Below are 21,795 nucleotides of genomic sequence, written 5' to 3' on the forward strand. Positions count from 1 at the left end.
GCGACTCGACCTCCAAGGCTATGGGTTCACCGAATATTTACTGAGATGATCGAGGTTGCTGAATCACACTCTGTTTTTTCAACAAAATAGCCCAAACCCAACTTAAATTATCTCTATTCAGATGCCTGTAAGGCACTTCTATGACATCGAGGCCTACCTTTTTGTATGTCTCAACCTTCAGGATCGTCTTTCCTGTTTTTGATAATGACTCCTGATCCGTAAAATGATGTGGTCCCTGAATTTCAATACCTAATCGATAGGGATTACCTATAAAAAAATCAAGCGGAGGTAAATTTTCAAAAGACTGTTCCTCTGAGAACTCTATATTGGGAAATTTATTAGTCAATTTGGTTTTAAAGTCATTCTGCAATTGGGAGGGACGAGTTTCGTATTTCGGATTAAAAAATGGTTCTTGCTCAAGCCATATCCCGGCTATTGTTAACAGTGGTTCCAATTGCTCATCATTTTTTTGTTGTGCCAAAGTTTGATACCAGGATTTCACCAGCAATATTAACTGGTTATAAATTGAAACCTTTCTGGCCATAAATACCATAAAACTCCAAAGCAGCTGAGTTTGTGATAATACTGAATATTGTTTATCAAAAGAGAAGCTATTTAATACGCCCTCAATTGTTTGAGGCTCAATAAATTCTCCCAAAAAAGCTATTGACCACAGCAGGTTAGCGACTTCCTGAGGATTAAACCCGGCCTGAGGGCTCGTTCCCTCTGCCATCTGTACCACCTGCGACAACAATGCCGACACCGCCCTGTGAATCTGCTGCATTTCGAGTCCGTTCTCCACCAGTTTCGCCAGCGCCCACAGCAGGTTGGAGACCCCTTGAGAAGTGAACCCGGCCTGAGAGCTCGTTCCCTCTGCCATCTGTACTATCTGCGGCAACAGTGCCGCCACCGCCCTGTGAGCCTGCTGCATTTTGAGTCCGTCCTCCATCAGTTTCGCCAGTGCCCACAGCAGGTTGGCGACTTCCTGAGGATTAAACTCGGCTTGGGGGCTCGCTCCTTCTGCCACCTGTACCACCTGCGGCAACAGTGCCGTCACCGCCCTGTGAGCCTGCTGCATTTCGAGCCCGTTCTCCATCAGTTTCGCCAGCGCCCACAGCAGGTTGGCGACTTCCTGAGGATTAAACCCAGCCCGGAGGTTCCTTCCCTCTGCTATCTGTACCACCTGCGGCAACAGTGCCGTCACCGCCCTGTGAGCCTGCTGCATTCCGAGCCCGTTCTCCATCAGTTTCGCCAGCGCCCACAGCAGGTTGGAGATCCCCTGAGAACGGAACCCGGCCCGGAGGCTCGTTCCATCTGACATCTGTACCACCTGCGTCAACAGTGCCGTCACCGCCCTGTTGGTCTGCGGCATTTCGAGTCCGTTCTCCATCAGTTTCGCCAGCGCCCACAGCAGGTTGGCGACCCCCTGAGAACAGAACCCGGCCCGGAGGTTCCTTCTCTCTGCTATCTGTACCACCTGCGTCAACAGTGCCGTCACCGCCCTGTGAGCCTGCTGCATTTCGAGTCCGTTCTCCACCAGTTTCGCCAGCACCCATAGCAGGTTGGAGACCGCTTGAGAACTGAACCTGGCCTCGGGGCTCTTTTTCTCTGCCACCTCCACCACTTGTGGCAACAGTGCCGTCATCGCCTTGTGAGCCTGTTGCATTTCGAGTCCGTTCTCCACCAGTTTCGCCAGCGCCCACAGCAGGTTGGTGACCCCTTGAGAATTGAACCCGGCCTCGGGGCTCGTTTCCTCTACTACCTCCCTGCTGCTCTGCTCTACCACCTGCACCACCAGTGGCAAAAGCGCCGTCACCGCACTGTTGGCCTGTCGCATCCTGAGTCCGTTCTCCACCAGTTTCCCCAGCGCCCACAGCACGTTGGAGACCCCTTGAGAGCTGAACCCGGCCTCGGGGCTCGTTCCTTCTGCCATCTGCACCACCAGCGGCAACAGCGCCGTCACCGCACTTTTGGCCTGCGGCATCTCGAGTCCGTTCTCCACCAGTTTCGCCAGCGCCCACATCAGGTTGGAGACCCCTTGAGAACTGAACCTGTCCCGTGGGCTCGTTTCCTTTGCCGTCTGCGACAACTGCGCCCTGCTGGCCTGCTTTTCTGCTACCTGCACCACCTGCGGTAACAATGCCCTCACCGCCCTGTTGGCCTGTTGCATTTCGAGTCCGTTCTCCACCAGCTTCGCCAGCGCCCGAAGCAGGTTGGAGACCCCTTGACTATCAAGGTCCCTGACTTGAGCCACTCGAATCAGCAAGGCTTTAGTTAAGGCGTTAATCTCCCTTGCTAAACCCCTATCGCTTACGAATGGGTAGAGCAACTGGCTTGACGTCAAGCTGTGTACACAGATGCTGACGTGCTTGCCACTAAACCGACTGGAAGAAATAACCTCTGCTAAATGAGTGACAAAAGGTTGTAATTGTTTTTTCTCTTCCAGTGTCAGGGAAAAACCTCGCTCCTTGGTGGCTAACTTGATCCGGTTGCAAAAGTAGCTATGATCTTTACCGTTGTATTTTTTCTTAAACCTTTTTGCTGCCGCTTCCAGATCGCCTGTTTTAAACTCCTTCACCAGGCTCGCTATTGTTTCAGCTGCCCTGGTGTCCGGAGCCTTCTCTGGCATCTTCCTTGTCCCGGTGGCTCCCGCTCTTGGTTGAGGCTTGACATAAGCGATAGGCCTTTGACCTGGTTTACTGTCTGGTCTTTTTCTGTCTGGGTTGCCCCCTCTTCCTCCGGCAGCCAGTTGTATCTTTCCTCTCCCTCCTGCTCTCCCATCTGCTCCCCCACGGCCACTGCCTTGTCGTCCTGCTGACTTGCTCTTTCTCGTATAGAGCCATATATGCCAGCCACCGCCCGCCGGAAGCGGGGGGTCGAAAACCTCCGGGTAGAATCGGTGCATCAGGCTTTCAAATAACCCGGACAGCATCAGCCAGTACTCTTGCTGGCTGATGCTGTAGCGATTGCCCTGAGAATCATACCAGTAGTAAATAACCTGCCCCTGCTGATCAGTGGTTTGATAGAACCACCCGGGAAGCACACCGGCGCGTCGAACCAGCCTCAGGAAATTATCCGGTACTCTGGCCTGAGAGAAGTCAAGGGTGATTTTCTGCGAATGACTCTCCCAGCCCAGACAGAGTTCATCGTCACAGGGCAATGGATACAGGCTGGCGCCTGCCTTCGTGAAAGGAAGGTCACAGGGAACGGGGAAAAACAGGGGAGCTGGCTCCCCGTCAACCACTTCAGGGTCATGGCTTGCAACCAGGCCACAGGCATCGGCTGGCAGGGAGCGACAATTGTAAGGCAGTGGATTAATTGTGTGGGTGGCAGGCTCAAGGCAGAGCAGGGTTTCAACCGAACCGGCCTCAGGGGTCGGCATGGCCGACACCATTTCAGGGTGGGCCTTCTGACCGGTGAAGCGACTATCTCCAAACCCGAAATAGCCTGCAAACGGCCAATCGACCTGCCCGGAAGCAGACCCCCTATGACCCGCCATCATCCAGGTCATAATAGCCAGAGAACTGACCTCAGGTTTGTCGAAATTACCAATACCCAGAGCCTGCGGGACAGGCAGGTAAGGTTCGAACAAGGGATCATGTCCGTGACATAATGGCAACAGCAAAAGGAAAGCCAGAAAAAAAAAGAGCCTGGTCATGCTGGTAAATCTCTCTTCAATAAACTCAGGGCTGCTTGGCGAGGGAGTGTTCCCTTTCTGTGACGATTCTGGTTCTTTTTGCGACCAGTCAAGTGGCTGCTTAAGCCAGACGTTCCGTTGCTGGAGTTGAGCAAGATACTCCAGAACTTTTTGGCCTGGATAGCCAGCTGGGCATTGGTCACCGAGGAGGGGAAATTCATGGCATGGAAGGATAGTCAACAGGCGCCTGAACACTCTGTTTTTTCAACAGAATAGCCCAAACCCAACTTAAATTATCTCTATCCAGATGCCTGTAAGGCACTTCTATGACATCGAGGCCTACCTTTTTGTATGTCTCAACCTTCAGGATCGTCTTTCCTGTTTTTGATAATGACTCCTGGTCCGTAAAATGATGTGGCCCCTGAATTTCAATACCTAATCGATAGGGATTACCTATAAAAAAATCAAGCGGAGGTAAATTTTCAAAAGCCTGTTCCTCTGAGAACTCTATATTGGGAAATTTATTAGTCAATTTGGTTTTAAAGTCATTCTGCAATTGGGAGGGACGAGTTTCGTATTTCGGATTAAAAAATGGTTCTTGCTCAAGCCATATCCCGGCTGTTGTTAACAGTGGTTCCAATTGCTCATAATTTTTTTGTTGTGCCAAAGTTTGATACCAGGATTTCACCAGCAATATTAACTGGTTATTAATTGAAACCTTTCTGGCCATAAATACCATAAAACTCCAAAGCAGCTGAGCTTGTTGTAATACTAAATATTGTTTATCAAAAGAGAAGCTATTTAATACGCCCTCAATTGTTTGAGGCTCAATAAATTCTCCCAAAAAAGCTATTGACCACAGCAGGTTAGCGACTTCCTGAGCATTAAACCCGGCCTGAGGGCTCGTTCCCTCTGCCATCTGTACCACCTGCGGCAACAATGCCGTCACCACCCTGTGAATCTGCTGCATTTCGAGTCCATTCTCCACCAGTTTCGCCAGCGCCCACAGCAGGTTGGAGACCCCTTGAGAAGTGAACCCGGCCTGAGAGCTCGTTCCCTGTGCCATCTGTACCACCTGCGGCAACAGTGCCGCCACCGCCCTGCGAGCCTGCTGCATTTCGAGCCCGTTCTCCATCAGTTTCGCCAGCGCCCACAGCAGGTTGGCGACCCCTTGAGAACTGAACTCAGCCTGGGGGCTCGCTCCCTCTGCCACCTGTACCACCTGCGGCAACAGTGCCGTCACCGCCCTGTGAGCCTGCTGCATTTCGAGCCCGTTCCCCACCAGTTTCGCCAGCGCCCACAGCAGGTTGGCGACTGTCTGAGGATTAAACCCGGCTTGGAGGCTCGCTCCCTCTGCCATCTGCACCACCAGCGGCAACAGCGCCGTCACCGCACTTTGGGCCTGCTGCATCTCAAGTCCGTTCTCCACCAGTTTCGCCAGCGCCCACAGCAGGCTGGCAACGTGTTGTGGAACAAACCCGGTCCGGAGGCTCGTTCCCTCTGACATCAGTACCACCTGCGGCAACAGTGCCGTCACCGCCCTGTGAATCTGCTGCATTTCGAGTCCGTTCTCCACAAATTTCGCCAGCGCCCACAGCAGGTTGGCGACTTCCTGAGGATTAAACCCGGCCTCGGGGCTCTTTTTCTCTACCACCTCCACCACTTGTAGCAACAGTGCCGTCATCGCCTTGTGAGCCTGTTGCATTTCGAGTCCGTTCTCCACCAGTTTCGCCAGCGCCCACAGCAGGTTGGTGACCCCTTGAGAATTGAACCCGGCCTCGGGGCTCATTTCCTCTACTACCTCCCTGCTGCTCTGCTCTACCACCTGCACCACCAGTGGCAAAAGCGCCGTCACCGCACTGTTGGCCTGTCGCATCCTGAGTCCGTTCTCCACCAGTTTCCCCAGCGCCCACACCACGTTGGAGACCCCTTGAGAGCTGAACCCGGCCTCGGGGCTCGTTCCTTCTGCCATCTGCACCACCAGCGGCAACAGTTCCGTCACCGCACTGTTGACCTGTTGCATTTCGAGTCCGTTCTCCACCAGTTTCGCCAGCGCCCACAGCAGGTTGGTGACCCCTTGAGAATTGAACCCGGCCTCGGGGCTCATTTCCTCTACTACCTCCCTGCTGCTCTGCTCTACCACCTGCACCACCATTGGCAAAAGCGCCGTCACCGCACTGCTGGCCTGTCGCATCCTGAGTCCGCTCTCCACCAGTTTCGCCAGCGCCCACAGCAGGTTGGAGACCCCTTGAGAGCTGAACCCGGCCTCGGGGCTCGTTCCTTCTGCCATCTGCACCACCAGCGGCAACAGTTCCGTCACCGCACTGTTGACCTGTTGCATTTCGAGTCCCTTCTCCACTAGTTTCCCCAGCGCCCACAGCACGTTGGAGACCCCTTGAGAGCTGAACCTGTCCCGTGGGCTCGTTTCCTCTGCCGCCTGCGGCAACTGCGCCCTGCTGGCCTGCTCTGTTACCTGCACCTCTGAGCTGTTTTTTTCGTGCTTTTTCTTTGACTGCTCCGCCACCTCCACCACCTGCGGCAACAGTGCCGTCACCGCACTGTGGGTCTGTTGTATTTCGAGCCCCTTCTCCACCAGTTTCGCCAGCGCCCACACCAGGCTGGAGAGCCCTTGACTATCAAGGTCCCTGACTTGAGCCACTCGAATCAGCAAAGCTTTAGTTAAGGTGTCAATCTCCCCTGCTAAACCCCTATCGCTTACGAATGGGTAGAGCAACTGGCTTGACGTCAAGCTGTGTACACAGATGCTGACGTGCTTGCCACTAAACCGACTGGAAGAAATAACCTCTGCTAAATGAGTGACAAAAGGTTGTAATTGTTTTTTCTCTTCCAGTGTCAGGGAAAAACCTCGCTTCTTGGTGGCTAACTTGATCCGGTTGCAAAAGTAGCTATGATCTTTACCGTTGTATTTTTTCTTAAACCTTTTTGCTGCCGCTTCCAGATCGCCTGTTTTAAACTCCTTCACCAGGCTCGCTATTGTTTCAGCTGCCTTGGTGTCCGGAGCCTTCTCTGGCATCTTCCTTGTCCCGGTGGCTCCCGCTCTTGGTTGAGGCTTGACATAAGCGACAGGCCTTTGACCTGGTTTACTGCCTGATCTTTTTCTGTCTGGGTTGCCCCCTCTTCCTCCGGCAGCCAGTTGTATCTTTCCTCTCCTGCCTGCTCTCCCACGGCCACTGCCTTGTCGTCCTGCTGGCTTGCTCTTTCTCGTATAGAGCCATATATGCCAGCCACCGCCCGCCGGAAACGGGGGGTCGAAAACCTCCGGGTAGAATCGGCGCATCAAGCTTTCAAATAACCCGGACAGCATCAGCCAGTACTCTTGCTGGCTGACGCTGTAGCGATTGCCCTGAGAATCATACCAGTAGTAAATAACCTGCCCCTGCTGATCAGTGGTTTGATAGAACCACCCGGGAAGCACACCGGCGCGTCGAACCAGCCTCAGGAAATTATCCGGTACTCTGGCCTGAGAGAAGTCAAGGGTGATTTTCTGCGAATGACTCTCCCAGCCCAGACAGAGTTCATCGTCACAGGGCAATGGATACAGGCTGGCGCCTGCCTTCGTGAAAGGAAGGTCACAGGGAACGGGGAAAAACAGGGGAGCTGGCTCCCCGTCAACCACTTCAGGGTCATGGCTTGCAACCAGGCCACAGGCATCGGCTGGCAGGGAGCGACAATTGTAAGGCAGTGGATTAATTGTGTGGGTGGCAGGCTCAAGGCAGAGCAGGGTTTCAACCGAACCGGCCTCAGGGGTCGGCATGGCCGACACCATTTCAGGGTGGGCCTTCTGACCGGTGAAGCGACTATCTCCAAACCCGAAATAGCCTGCAAACGGCCAATCGACCTGCCCGGAAGCAGACCCCCTATGACCCGCCATCATCCAGGTCATAATAGCCAGGGAACTGACCTCAGGTTTGTCGAAATTACCAATACCCAGAGCCTGCGGGACAGGCAGGTAAGGTTCGAACAAGGGATCATGTCCGTGACATAATGGCAACAGCAAAAGGAAAGCCAGAAAAAAAAAGAGCCTGGTCATGCTGGTAAATCTCTCTTCAATAAACTCAGGGCTGCTTGGCGAGGGAGTGTTCCCTTTCTGTGACGATTCTGGTTCTTTTTGCGACCAGTCAAGTGGCTGCTTAAGCCAGACGTTCCGTTGCTGGAGTTGAGCAAGATACTCCAGAACTTTTTGGCCTGGATAGCCAGCTGGGCATTGGTCACCGAGGAGGGGAAATTCATGGCATGGAAGGATAGTCAACAGGCGCCTGAACACTCTGTTTTTTCAACAGAATAGCCCAAACCCAACTTAAATTATCTCTATCCAGATGCCTGTAAGGCACTTCTATGACATCGAGGCCTACCTTTTTGTATGTCTCAACCTTCAGGATCGTCTTTCCTGTTTTTGATAATGACTCCTGGTCCGTAAAATGATGTGGCCCCTGAATTTCAATACCTAATCGATAGGGATTACCTATAAAAAAATCAAGCGGAGGTAAATTTTCAAAAGCCTGTTCCTCTGAGAACTCTATATTGGGAAATTTATTAGTCAATTTGGTTTTAAAGTCATTCTGCAATTGGGAGGGACGAGTTTCGTATTTCGGATTAAAAAATGGTTCTTGCTCAAGCCATATCCCGGCTGTTGTTAACAGTGGTTCCAATTGCTCATAATTTTTTTGTTGTGCCAAAGTTTGATACCAGGATTTCACCAGCAATATTAACTGGTTATTAATTGAAACCTTTCTGGCCATAAATACCATAAAACTCCAAAGCAGCTGAGCTTGTTGTAATACTAAATATTGTTTATCAAAAGAGAAGCTATTTAATACGCCCTCAATTGTTTGAGGCTCAATAAATTCTCCCAAAAAAGCTATTGACCACAGCAGGTTAGCGACTTCCTGAGCATTAAACCCGGCCTGAGGGCTCGTTCCCTCTGCCATCTGTACCACCTGCGGCAACAATGCCGTCACCACCCTGTGAATCTGCTGCATTTCGAGTCCATTCTCCACCAGTTTCGCCAGCGCCCACAGCAGGTTGGAGACCCCTTGAGAAGTGAACCCGGCCTGAGAGCTCGTTCCCTGTGCCATCTGTACCACCTGCGGCAACAGTGCCGCCACCGCCCTGTGAGCCTGCTGCATTTTGAGTCCATCCTCCATCAGTTTCGCCAGTGCCCACAGCAGGTTGGCGACGTCCTGTGGATTAAACTCGGCCTGGGGGCTCGCTCCTTCTGCCACCTGTACCACCTGCGGCAACAGTGCCGTCACCGCCCTGTGAGCCTGCTGCATTTCGAGCCCGTTCTCCATCAGTTTCGCCAGCGCCCACAGCAGGTTGGCGACTTCCTGAGGATTAAACCCGGCCCGGAGGCTTTTTCCCTCTGCTATCTGTACCACCTGCGTCAACAGTGCCGTCACCGCCCTGTGGGCCTGCTGCATTCCGAGCCCGTTCTCCATCAGTTTCGCCAGCGCCCACAGCAGGTTGGAGATCCCTTGAGAAGTGAACCCGGCATGAGAGCTCGTTCCCTCTGCTATCTGTGCCACCCGCGACAACAGTGCCTTCATCGCCTTGTGAGCCTGTTGCATTTCGAGTCCGTTCTCCACCAGTTTCGCCAGCGCCCACAGCAGGTTGGAGACCCCTTGAGAAGTGAACCCGGCCTGAGAGCTCGTTCCCTCTGCCACCTGTACCACCTGCGGTAACAGTGCCGTCACCGCCCTGTGAGCCTGCTGCATTCCGAGTCCGTTCTCCACCAGTTTTGCCAGCGCCCACAGCAGGTTGGCGACCCCTTGAGAACTGAACTCAGCCTGGGGGCTCGCTCCCTCTGCCACCTGTACCACCTGCGGCAACAGTGCCGTCACCGCCCTGTGAGCCTGCTGCATTTCGAGCCCGTTCCCCACCAGTTTCGCCAGCGCCCACAGCAGGTTGGCGACTGTCTGAGGATTAAACCCGGCTTGGAGGCTCGCTCCCTCTGCCATCTGCACCACCAGCGGCAACAGCGCCGTCACCGCACTTTGGGCCTGCTGCATCTCAAGTCCGTTCTCCACCAGTTTCGCCAGCGCCCACAGCAGGCTGGCAACGTGTTGTGGAACAAACCCGGTCCGGAGGCTCGTTCCCTCTGACATCAGTACCACCTGCGGCAACAGTGCCGTCACCGCCCTGTGAATCTGCTGCATTTCGAGTCCGTTCTCCACCAGTTTCGCCAGCGCCCACAGCAGGTTGGAGACCCCTTGAGAAGTGAACCCGGCCTGAGAGCTCGTTCCCTCTGCCACCTTTACCATCTGCGGCAACAGTGCCGCCACCGCCCTGTGAGCCTGCTGCATTTTGAGTCCGTCCTCCATCAGTTTCGCCAGTGCCCACAGCAGGTTGGCGACTTCCTGAGGATTAAACCCGGCCTGGGGGCTCGCTCCTTCTGCCACCTGTACCACCTGCGGCAACAGTGCCGTCACCGCCCTGTGAGCCTGCTGCATTTCGAGCCCGTTCTCCATCAGTTTCGCCAGCGCCCACAGCAGGTTGGCGACTTCCTGAGGATTAAACCCAGCCCGGAGGTTCCTTCCCTCTGCTATCTGTACCACCTGCGGCAATAGTGCCGTCACCGCCCTGTGAGCCTGCTGCATTCCGAGCCCGTTCTCCATCAGTTTCGCCAGCGCCCACAGCAGGTTGGAGATCCCTTGAGAAGTGAACCCGGCATGAGAGCTCGTTCCCTCTGCTATCTGTGCCACCCGCGACAACAGCGCCGTCACCGCCCTGTTGACCCGCTGCATTTCGAGTCCGTTCTCCACCAGTTTCGCCAGCACCCATAGCAGGTTGGAGACCGCTTGAGAACTGAACCCAGCCTCGGGGCTCTTTTTCTCTGCCACCTCCACCACTTGTGGCAACAGTGCCGTCATCGCCTTGTGAGCCTGTTGCATTTCGAGTCCGTTCTCCACCAGTTTCGCCAGCGCCCACAGCAGGTTGGTGACCCCTTGAGAATTGAACCCGGCCTCGGGGCTCATTTCCTCTACTACCTCCCTGCTGCTCTGCTCTACCACCTGCACCACCAGTGGCAAAAGCGCCGTCACCGCACTGTTGGCCTGTCGCATCCTGAGTCCGTTCTCCACCAGTTTCGCCAGCGCCCACAGCAGGTTGGAGACCCCTTGAGAGCTGAACCCGGCCTCGGGGCTCGTTCCTTCTGCCATCTGCACCACCAGCGGCAACAGTGCCGTCACCGCACTGTTGACCTGTTGCATTTCGAGTCCCTTCTCCACTAGTTTCCCCAGCGCCCACAGCACGTTGGAGACCCCTTGAGAGCTGAACCTGTCCCGGGGGCTCGTTTCCTCTGCCGCCTGCGGCAACTGCGCCCTGCTGGCCTGCTCTGTTACCTGCACCTCTGAGCTGTTTTTTTCGTGCTTTTTCTTTGACTGCTCCGCCACCTCCACCACCTGCGGCAACAGTGCCGTCATCGCACTGTGGGTCTGTTGTATTTCGAGCCCCTTCTCCACCAGTTTCGCCAGCGCCCACACCAGGCTGGAGAGCCCTTGACTATCAAGGTCCCTGACTTGAGCCACTCGAATCAGCAAAGCTTTAGTTAAGGCGTTAATCTCCCCTGCTAAACCCCTATCGCTTACGAATGGGTAGAGCAACTGGCTTGACGTCAAGCTGTGTACACAGGTACTGACGTGCTTGCCACTAAACTGACTGGATAAAATAACCTCTGTTAAATGAGTGACAAAAGGTTGTAATTGTTTTTTCTCTTCCAGTGTCAGGGAAAAACCTCGTTTTCTGGTGGCTAACTTGATCCGGTGGCAAAAGTAGCTATGATCTCTACCGTTGTATTTTTTCTTAAACCTTTTTGCTGCCGCTTCCAGATCGCCTGTTTTAAACTCCTTCACCAGGCTCGCTATTGTTTCAGCTGCCCTGGTGTCCGGAGCCTTCTCTGGCATCTTCCTTGTCCCGGTGGCTCCCGCTCTTGGTTGAGGCTTGACATAAGCGACAGGCCTTTGACCTGGTTTACTGTCTGGTCTTTTTCTGTCTGGGTTGCCCCCTCTTCCTCCGGCAGCCAGTTGTATCTTTCCTCTCCCTCCTACTCTCCCACGGCCACTGCCTTGTCGTCCTGCTGGCTTGCTCTTTCTCGTATAGAGCCATATATGCCAGCCACCGCCCGCCGGAAGCGGGGGGTCGAAAACCTCCGGGTAGAATCGGTGCATCAGGCTTTCAAATAACCGGGACAGCATCAGCCAGTACTCTTGCTGGCTGATGCTGTAGCGATTGCCCTGAGAATCATACCAGTAGTAAATAACCTGCCCCTGCTGATCAGTGGTTTGATAGAACCACCCGGGAAGCACACCGGCGCGTCGAACCAGCCTCAGGAAGTTATCCGGTACTCTGGCCTGAGAGAAGTCAAGGGTGATTTTCTGCGAATGACTCTCCCAACCCAGACAGAGTTCATCGTCACAGGGCAATGGATACAGGCTGGCGCCTGCCTTCGTGAAAGGAAGGTCACAGGGAACGGGGAAAAACAGGGGAGCTGGCTCCCCGTCAACCACTTCAGGGTCATGGCTTGCAACCAGGCCACAGGCATCGGCTGGCAGGGAGCGACAATTGTAAGGCAGTGGATTAATTGTGTGGGTGGCAGGCTCAAGGCAGAGCAGGGTTTCAACCGAACCGGCCTCAGGGGTCGGCATGGCCGACACCATTTCAGGGTGGGCCTTCTGACCGGTGAGGCGACTATCTCCAAACCCGAAATAGCCTGCAAATGGCCAATCGACCTGCCCGGAAGCCGACCCGCTATGACCCGCCATCATCCAGGTCACAATAGCCAGGGAACTGACCTCAGGCTTGTCGAAATTACCAATACCCAGAGCCTGCGAGACAGGCAGGTAAGGTTCAAACAAGGGATCATGTCCGTGGCATAATGGCAACAGCAAAAGGAAAGCCAGAAAAAAAAAGAGTCTGGTCATGCTGGTAAATCTCTCTTCAATAAACTCAGGCCTGTTTGGCGTGGGAGTGTTCCCTTTCTGTGACGATTCTGGTTCTTTTTGCGACCAGTCAAGTGGCTGCTTAAGCCAGGCGTTCTGTTGCTGGAGTTGAACAAGATACTCCAGAACTTTTTGGCCTGGATAGCCATGCTGGGCATTGGTCACCGAGGAGGGGAAATTCATGGCATGGAAGGATAGTCAACAGGCGCCTGAACACTCTGTTTTTTCAACAGAATAGCCCAAACCCAACTTAAATTATCTCTATCCAGATGCCTGTAAGGCACTTCTATGACATCGAGGCCTACCTTTTTGTATGTCTCAACCTTCAGGATCGTCTTTCCTGTTTTTGATAATGACTCCTGGTCCGTAAAATGATGTGGCCCCTGAATTTCAATACCTAATCGATAGGGATTACCTATAAAAAAATCAAGCGGAGGTAAATTTTCAAAAGCCTGTTCCTCTGAGAACTCTATATTGGGAAATTTATTAGTCAATTTGGTTTTAAAGTCATTCTGCAATTGGGAGGGACGAGTTTCGTATTTCGGATTAAAAAATGGTTCTTGCTCAAGCCATATCCCAGCTATTGTTAACAGTGATTCCAATTGCTCATCATTTTTTTGTTGTGCCAAAGTTTGATACCAGGATTTCACCAGCAATATTAACTGGTTATTAATTGAAACCTTTCTGGCCATAAATACCATAAAACTCCAAAGCAGCTGAGTTTGTGATAATACTGAATATTGTTTATCAAAAGAGAAGCTATTTAATACGCCCTCAATTGTTTGAGGCTCAATAAATTCTCCCAGGAAAGCTATTGACCAAAGTATGCTGGTTATATCCTGAGAGTTAAACTTGACTTTGGGGCCCGTTCCGTCTGACATCTGTACCACCTGTGACAACAGTGCCGTCACCGTCCTGTTGGCCTGCTGAATTTCGAGTCCGTTCTCCACCAGTTTTGCCAGCGCCCACAGCAGGTTGGCGACCCCTTGAGAACTGAACTCAGCCTGGGGGCTCGCTCCTTCTACCACCTGCACCACCTGCGGCAACAGTGCCGTCACCGCCCTGTGAGCCTGCTGCATTTCGAGCCCGTTCTCCACCAGTTTCGCCAGCACCCACAGCAGGTTGGCGACTTCCTGAGGATTAAACTCGGCCCGGAGGTTCCTTCCCTCTGCTATCTGTACCACCTGCGGCAACAGTGCCGTCACCACCCTGTGGGCCTGCTGCATTCCGAGTCCGTTCTCCACCAGTTTCGCCAGCGCCCACAGCAGGTTGGCGACTCCTTGAGAACTGAACTCAGCCTGGGGGCTCGCTCCCTCTGCCACCTGTACCACCTGCGGCAACAGTGCCGTCACCGCCCTGTGAGCCTGCTGCATTTCGAGCCCGCTCCCCACCAGTTTCGCCAGCGCCCACAGCAGGTTGGCGACTGTCTGAGGATTAAACCCGGCTTGGAGGCTCGCTCCCTCTGCCATCTGCACCACCAGCGGCAACAGCGCCGTCACCGCACTTTGGGCCTGCTGCATCTCAAGTCCGTTCTCCACCAGTTTCGCCAGCGCCCACAGCAGGCTGGCAACGTGTTGTGGAACAAACCCGGCTCGGAGGCTCGTTCCCTCTGACATCTGTACCACCTGCGGCAACAGTGCCGTCACCGCCCTTTGGGCCTGCTGCATTTCGAGTCCGTTCTCCACCAGTTTCGCCAGCGCCCACAGCAGGTTGGAGACCCCTTGAGAAGTGAACCCGGCCTGAGAGCTCGTTCCCTCTTCCACCTGTACCACCTGCGGTAACAGTGCCGTCACCGCCCTGTGAGCCTGCTGCATTCCGAGCCCGTTCTCCACCAGTTTCGCCAGCGCCCACAGCAGGTTGGTGACCCCTTGAGAATTGAACTCAGCCTGGGGGCTCGCTCCCTCTGCCACCTGTACCACCTGCGGCAACAGTGCCGTCACCGCCCTGTGAGCCTGCTGCATTTCGAGCCCGCTCCCCACCAGTTTCGCCAGCGCCCACAGCAGGTTGGCGACTGTCTGAGGATTAAACCCGGCTTGGAGGCTCGCTCCCTCTGCCATCTGCACCACCAGCGGCAACAGCGCCGTCACCGCACTTTGGGCCTGCTGCATCTCAAGTCCGTTCTCCACCAGTTTCGCCAGCGCCCACAGCAGGCTGGCAACGTGTTGTGGAACAAACCCGGCTCGGAGGCTCGTTCCCTCTGACATCTGTACCACCTGCGGCAACAGTGCCGTCACCGCCCTTTGGGCCTGCTGCATTTCGAGTCCGTTCTCCACCAGTTTCGCCAGCGCCCACAGCAGGTTGGAGACCCCTTGAGAAGTGAACCCGGCCTGAGAGCTCGCTCCCTCTGCCATCTGTACCATCTGTGGCAACAGTGCCGCCACCGCCCTGTGAGCCTGCTGCATTTTGAGTCCGTCCTCCATCAGTTTCGCCAGTGCCCACAGCAGGTTGGCGACTTCCTGAGGATTAAACCCGGCCTGGGGGCTCGCTCCTTCTGCCACCTGTACCACCTGCGGCAACAGTGCCGTCACCGCCCTGTGAGCCTGCTGCATTTCGAGCCCGTTCTCCATCAGTTTCGCCAGCGCCCACAGCAGGTTGGCGACTTCCTGAGGATTAAACCCAGCCCGGAGGTCCCTTCCCTCTGCTATCTGTACCACCTGCGGCAATAGTGCCGTCACCGCCCTGTGAGCCTGCTGCATTCCGAGCCCGTTCTCCATCAGTTTCGCCAGCGCCCACAGCAGGTTGGCGACCCCCTGAGAACAGAACCCGGCCCGGAGGTTCCTTCCCTCTGCTATCTGTACCACCTGCGTCAACAGTGCCGTCACCGCCCTGTGAGCCTGTTGCATTTCGAGTCCGTTCTCCACCAGTTTCGCCAGCACCCATAGCAGGTTGGAGACCGCTTGAGAACTGAACCCAGCCTCGGGGCTCTTTTTCTCTGCCACCTCCACCACTTGTGGCAACAGTGCCGTCATCGCCTTGTGAGCCTGTTGCATTTCGAGTCCGTTCTCCACCAGTTTCGCCAGCGCCCACAGCAGGTTGGTGACCCCTTGAGAATTGAACCCGGCCTCGGGGCTCATTTCCTCTACTACCTCCCTGCTGCTCTGCTCTACCACCTGCACCACCAGTGGCAAAAGCGCCGTCACCGCACTGTTGGCCTGTCGCATCCTGAGTCCGTTCTCCACCAGTTTCGCCAGCGCCCACAGCAGGTTGGAGACCCCTTGAGAGCTGAACCCGGCCTCGGGGCTCGTTCCTTCTGCCATCTGCACCACCAGCGGCAACAGTGCCGTCACCGCACTGTTGACCTGTTGCATTTCGAGTCCCTTCTCCACTAGTTTCCCCAGCGCCCACAGCACGTTGGAGACCCCTTGAGAGCTGAACCTGTCCCGGGGGCTCGTTTCCTCTGCCGCCTGCGGCAACTGCGCCCTGCTGGCCTGCTCTGTTACCTGCACCTCTGAGCTGTTTTTTTCGTGCTTTTTCTTTGACTGCTCCGCCACCTCCACCACCTGCGGCAACAGTGCCGTCACCGCACTGTGGGTCTGTTGTATTTCGAGCCCCTTCTCCACCAGTTTCGCCAGCGCCCACACCAGGCTGGAGAGCCCTTGACTATCAAGGTCCCTGACTTGAGCCACTCGAATCAGCAAAGCTTTAGTTAAGGCGTTAATCTCCCCTGCTAAACCCCTATCGCTTACGAATGGGTAGAGCAACTGGCTTGACGTCAAGCTGTGTACACAGGTACTGACGTGCTTGCCACTAAACTGACTGGATAAAATAACCTCTGTTAAATGAGTGACAAAAGGTTGTAATTGTTTTTTCTCTTCCAGTGTCAGGGAAAAACCTCGCTTCTTGGTGGCTAACTTGATCCGGTTGCAAAAGTAGTTATGATCTTTGCCGTTGTATTTTTTCTTAAACCTTTTTGCTGCCGCTTCCAGATCGCCTGTTTTAAACTCCTTCACCAGGCTCGCTATTGTTTCAGCTGCCCTGGTGTCCGGAGCCTTCTCTGGCATCTTCCTTGTCCCGGTGGCTCCCGCTCTTGGTTGAGGCTTGACATAAGCGACAGGCCTTTGACCTGGTTTACTGTCTGGTCTTTTTCTGTCTGGGTTGCCCCCTCTTCCTCCGGCAGCCAGTTGTATCTTTCCTCTCCCTCCTGCTCTCCCATCTGCTCTCCCACGGCCACTGCCTTGTCGTCCTGCTGGCTTGCTCTTTCTCGTATAGAGCCATATATGCCAGCCACCGCCCGCCGGAAGCGGGGGGTCGAAAACCTCCGGGTAGAATCGGCGCATCAAGCTTTCAAATAACCCGGACAGCATCAGCCGGTACTCTTGCTGGCTGATGCTGTGGCGATTGCCCTGCGAATCATACCAGTAGTAAATAACCTGCCCCTGCTGATCAGTGGTTTGATAGAACCACCCGGGAAGCACACCGGCGCGTCGAACCAGCCTCAGGAAGTTATCCGGTACTCTGGCCTGAAAGAAGTCAAGGGTGATTTTCTGCGAATGACTCTCCCAGCCCAGACAGAGTTCATCGTCGCAGGGCAATGGATACAGGCTGGCGCCTGCCTTCGTGAAAGGAAGGTCACAGGGAAAGGGGAAAAACAGGGGAGCAGGCTCCCCGTCAACCACTTCGGGGTCATGGCTTACAACCAGGCCACAGGCATCGGCTGGCAGGGAGCGACAATTGTAAGGCAGTGGATTAATTGTGTGGGTGGCAGGCTCAAGGCAGAGCAGGGTTTCAACCGAACCGGCCTCAGGGGTCGGCATGGCCGACACCATTTCAGGGTGGGCCTTCTGACCGGTGAGGCGACTATCTCCAAACCCGAAATAGCCTGCAAATGGCCAATCGACCTGCCCGGAAGCCGACCCCCTATGACCCGCCATCATCCAGGTCACAATAGCCAGGGAACTGACCTCAGGCTTGTCGAAATTACCAATACCCAGAGCCTGCGAGACAGGCAGGTAAGGTTCAAACAAGGGATCATGTCCGTGGCATAATGGCAACAGCAAAAGGAAAGCCAGAAAAAAAAAGAGTCTGGTCATGCTGGTAAATCTCTCTTCAATAAACTCAGGCCTGTTTGGCGTGGGAGTGTTCCCTTTCTGTGACGATTCTGGTTCTTTTTGCGACCAGTCAAGTGGCTGCTTAAGCCAGGCGTTCTGTTGCTGGAGTTGAACAAGATACTCCAGAACTTTTTGGCCTGGATAGCCATGCTGGGCATTGGTCACCGAGGAGGGGAAATTCATGGCATGGAAGGATAGTCAACAGGCGCCTGACAGCCAGAACTTTTTGAAAAATTACCCTTGGGCGACTCGACCTCCAAGGCTATGGGTTCACCGAATATTTACTGAGATGATCGAGGTTGCTGAATCACACTCTGTTTTTTCAACAAAATAGCCCAAACCCAACTTAAATTATCTCTATTCAGATGCCTGTAAGGCACTTCTATGACATCGAGGCCTACCTTTTTGTATGTCTCAACCTTCAGGATCGTCTTTCCTGTTTTTGATAATGACTCCTGGTCCGTAAAATGATGTGGCCCCTGAATTTCAATACCTAATCGATAGGGATTACCTATAAAAAAATCAAGCGGAGGTAAATTTTCAAAAGCCTGTTCCTCTGAGAACTCTATATTGGGAAATTCATTAGTCAATTTGGTTTTAAAGTCATTCTGCAATTGGGAGGGACGAGTTTTGTATTTCGGATTAAAAAATGGTTCTTGCTCAAGCCATATCCCGGCTATTGTTAACAGTGATTCCAATTGCTCATCATTTTTTTGTTGTGCCAAAGTTTGATACCAGGATTTCACCAGCAATATTAACTGGTTATTAATTGAAACCTTTCTGGCCATAAATACCATAAAACTCCAAAGCAGCTGAGCTTGTGGTAATACTGAATATTGTTTATCAAAAGAGAAGCTATTTAATACGCCCTCAATTGTTTGAGGCTCAATAAATTCTCCCAGGGAAGCTATTGACCAAAGTATGTTGGCTATATCCTGAGAGTTAAACTTGACTTGGGGGCTCGTTCCCTCTGCCATCTGTACCACCTGCGACAACAATGCCGTCACCGCCCTGTGAATCTGATGCATTTCGAGTCCGTTCTCCACCAGTTTCGCCAGCGCCCACAGCAGGTTGGCGACCCCTTGAGAACTGAACTCAGCCTGGGGGCTCGCTCCTTCTGCCACCTGCACCACCTGCGGCAACAGTGCCGTCACCGCCCTGTGAGCCTGCTGCATTTCGAGCCCGTTCTCCATCAGTTTCGCCAGCGCCCACAGCAGGTTGGCGACCCCCTGAGAACAGAACCCGGCCCGAAGGCTCACCTGTACCACCTGCGGTAACAGTGCCGTCACCGCCCTGTGAGCCTGCTGCATTACGAGCCCGTTCTCCACCAGTTTTGCCAGCGCCCACAGCAGGTTGGAGACCGCTTGAGAACTGAACCCGGCCTCGAGGCTCTTTTTCTCTGCCACCTCCACCACTTGTGGCAACAGTGCCGTCATCGCCTTGTGAGCCTGTTGCATTTCGAGTCCGTTCTCCACCAGTTTTGCCAGCGCCCACAGCAGGTTGGCGACCCCCTGAGAACGGAACCCGGCCCGGAGGCTCGTTCCATCTGACATCTGTACCACCTGCGTCAACAGTGCCGTCACCGCCCTGTTGGTCTGCGGCATTTCGAGTCCTCTCTCCACCAGTTTCGCCAGCGCCCACAGCAGGTTGGCGACTTCCTGAGCATTAAACCCAGCCCGGAGGTTCATTCCCCCTGCCACCTGTACCACCTGCGGCAACGGTGCCGTCACCGCCCTGTGAGCCTGCTGCATTTCGAGTCCGTTCTCCACCAGTTTCGCCAGCGCCCACAGCAGGTTGGCGACTTCCTGAGGATTAAACCCGGCCCGGAGGTTCCTTCCCTCTGCTATCTGTACCACCTGCGTCAACAGTGCCGTCACCGCCCTGTGAGCCTGCTGCATTTCGAGCCCGTTCCCCACCAATTTCGTCAGCGCCCACAGCAGGTTGGTGACTTCCTGAGGACTAAACCCGATCCGGAGGCTCGCTCCCTCTGCCATCTGTACCATCTGCGGCAACAGTGCCGCCACCGCCCTGTGAGCCTGCTGCATTTTGAGTCCGTTCTCCACCAGTTTCGCCAGTGCCCACAGCAGGTTGGCGACCCCTTGAGAACTGAACCTGTCCTCGGGCTCGGGACTCATTCCTTCTGCCATCTGCACCACCAGCGGCAACAGCGCCGTCACCGCACTTTTGGCCTGCGGCATCTCGAGTCCGTTCTCCACCAGTTTCCCCAGCGCCCACATCAGGTTGGAGACCCCTTGAGAACTGAACCTGTCCCGTGGGCTCGTTTCCTTTGCCGTCTGCGACAACTGCGCCCTGCTGGCCTGCTTTTCTGCTACCTGCACCACCTGCGGTAACAATGCCCTCACCGCCCTGTTGGCCTGTTGCATTTCGAGTCCGTTCTCCACCAGTTTCGCCAGCGCCCGAAGCAGGTTGGAGACCCCTTGACTATCAAGGTCCCTGACTTGAGCCACTCGAATCAGCAAGGCTTTAGTTAAGGCGTTAATCTCCCTTGTTAAATTCCCATCGCTTACGGATGGGTAGAGCAACTGGCTTGACGTCAAGCTGTGTACACAGGTACTGACGCTCTTGCCACTAAACTGACTGGATAAAATAACCTCTGCTAAATGAGTGACAAAAGGTTGTAATTGTTTTTTCTCTTCCAGTGTCAGGGAAAAACCTCGCTTCTTGGTGGCTAACTTGATCCGGTTGCAAAAGTAGCTATGATCTTTGCCGTTGTATTTTTTCTTAAACCTTTTTGCTGCCGCTTCCAGATCGCCTGTTTTAAACTCCTTCACCAGGCTCGCTATTGTTTCAGCTGCCCTGGTGTCCGGAGCCTTCTCTGGCATCTTCCTTGTCCCGGTGGCTCCCGCTCTTGGTTGAGGCTTGACATAAGCGACAGGCCTTTGACCTGGTTTACTGTCTGGTCTTTTTCTGTCTGGGTTGCCCCCTCTTCCTCCGGCAGCCAGTTGTATCTTTCCTCTCCCTCCTACTCTCCCATGGCCACTGCCTTGTCGTCCTGCTGGCTTGCTCTTTCTCGTATAGAGCCATATATGCCAGCCACCGCCCGCCGGAAGCGGGGGGTCGAAAACCTCCGGGTAGAATCGGTGCATCAGGCTTTCAAATAACCGGGACAGCATCAGCCAGTACTCTTGCTGGCTGATGCTGTAGCGATTGCCCTGAGAATCATACCAGTAGTAAATAACCTGCCCCTGCTGATCAGTGGTTTGATAGAACCACCCGGGAAGCACACCGGCGCGTTGAACCAGCCTCAGGAAGTTATCCGGCACTCTGGCCTGAGAGAAGTCAAGGGTGATTTTCTGCGAATGACTCTCCCAGCCCAGACAGAGTTCATCGTCGCAGGGCAATGGATACAGGCTGGCGCCTGCCTTCGTGAAAGGAAGGTCACAGGGAAAGGGGAAAAACAGGGGAGCAGGCTCCCCGTCAACCACTTCGAGGTCATGGCTTACAACCAGACCACAGGCATCGGCTGGCAGGGAGCGACAATTGTAAGGCAGTGGATTGATTGTGTGGGTGGCAGGCTCAAGGCAGAGCAGGGTTTCAGCCGAATCGGCCTCAGGGGTCGGCATGGCCGACACCATTTCAGGGTAGGCCTTCTGACCGGTGAGGTGGCTATCTCCAAACCCGAAATAGCCCGCAAAAGGCCAATCGACCTGCCCGGAAGCCGACCCCTTATGACCCGCCATCATCCAGGTCATAATAGCCAGGGAACTGACCTCAGGTTTGTCGAAATTACCAATACCCAGAGCCTGCGGGACAGGCAGGTAAGGTTCGAACAAGGGATCATGTCCGTGGCATAATGGCAACAGCAACAGGAAAGCCAGAAAAAAAAAGAGTCTGGTCATGCTGGTAAATCTCTCTTCAATAAACTCAGGACTGCTTGGCGAGGGAGTGTTCCCTTTCTGTGACGATTCTGGTTCTTTTTGCGACCAGCCAAGTGGCTGCTTAAGCCAGGCGTTCTGTTGCTGGAGTTGAGCAAGATACTCCAGAACTTTTTGGCCTGGATAGCCATGCTGGGCATTGGTCACCGAGGAGGGGAAATTCATGGCATGGAAGGATAGTCAACAGGCGCCTGACAACCAGCACTTTTTGAGAAATTACCCTTGGCGACTCGACCTCCAAGGCTATGGGTTCACCG

At 54.3% G+C, this 21,795-nt stretch carries 5 protein-coding genes; all 5 read right to left on the minus strand.

Annotated features, from left to right (window positions below):
• Positions 1-37: 37 nt before the first annotated feature.
• The 5 genes from NX720_RS07265 to NX720_RS07285 all read right to left on the minus strand — a co-directional run bounded on the left by NX720_RS07265 (position 38) and on the right by NX720_RS07285 (position 21,703).
• Entirely contained in the window at positions 38-3,877 is a 3,840-nt protein-coding gene (locus tag NX720_RS07265) for a DUF1601 domain-containing protein (protein ID WP_262600371.1), read from the minus strand.
• Positions 3,855-7,907, minus strand: coding sequence for a DUF1601 domain-containing protein (locus NX720_RS07270; protein WP_262600373.1), 4,053 nt, complete (start codon positions 7,905-7,907; stop codon positions 3,855-3,857). The genes NX720_RS07265 and NX720_RS07270 overlap by 23 nt, the downstream gene beginning before the upstream one ends.
• A complete protein-coding gene (locus tag NX720_RS07275; RefSeq protein WP_262600374.1) occupies positions 7,885-12,777 on the minus strand; it encodes a DUF1601 domain-containing protein in 4,893 nt (1,630 codons plus the stop codon). The genes NX720_RS07270 and NX720_RS07275 overlap by 23 nt, the downstream gene beginning before the upstream one ends.
• Positions 12,774-17,825 carry a DUF1601 domain-containing protein gene (locus NX720_RS07280; RefSeq protein ID WP_262600376.1) on the minus strand — a complete coding sequence of 1,684 codons (5,052 nt, stop codon included), beginning with the start codon at positions 17,823-17,825 and terminating at the stop codon, positions 12,774-12,776. The genes NX720_RS07275 and NX720_RS07280 overlap by 4 nt, the downstream gene beginning before the upstream one ends.
• Before the next feature lie 98 nt (positions 17,826-17,923).
• Positions 17,924-21,703, minus strand: coding sequence for a DUF1601 domain-containing protein (locus NX720_RS07285; RefSeq protein WP_262600377.1), 3,780 nt, complete (start codon positions 21,701-21,703; stop codon positions 17,924-17,926).
• Between the last annotated feature and the right edge of the window lie 92 nt (positions 21,704-21,795).

Origin of the sequence: Endozoicomonas euniceicola, from assembly GCF_025562755.1 — a bacterium.
Lineage (GTDB): Bacteria > Pseudomonadota > Gammaproteobacteria > Pseudomonadales > Endozoicomonadaceae > Endozoicomonas_A > Endozoicomonas_A euniceicola.

Excerpts from the sequence above, each read along its gene's own strand:
- NX720_RS07275 (WP_262600374.1), bottom strand. The coding sequence starts at position 12,777 with ATGAATTTCCCCTCCTCGGTGACCAATGCCCAGCATGGCTATCCAGGC.
- NX720_RS07280 (WP_262600376.1), bottom strand. The coding sequence starts at position 17,825 with ATGAATTTCCCCTCCTCGGTGACCAATGCCCAGCATGGCTATCCAGGC.
- NX720_RS07285 (WP_262600377.1), bottom strand. The coding sequence starts at position 21,703 with ATGAATTTCCCCTCCTCGGTGACCAATGCCCAGCATGGCTATCCAGGC.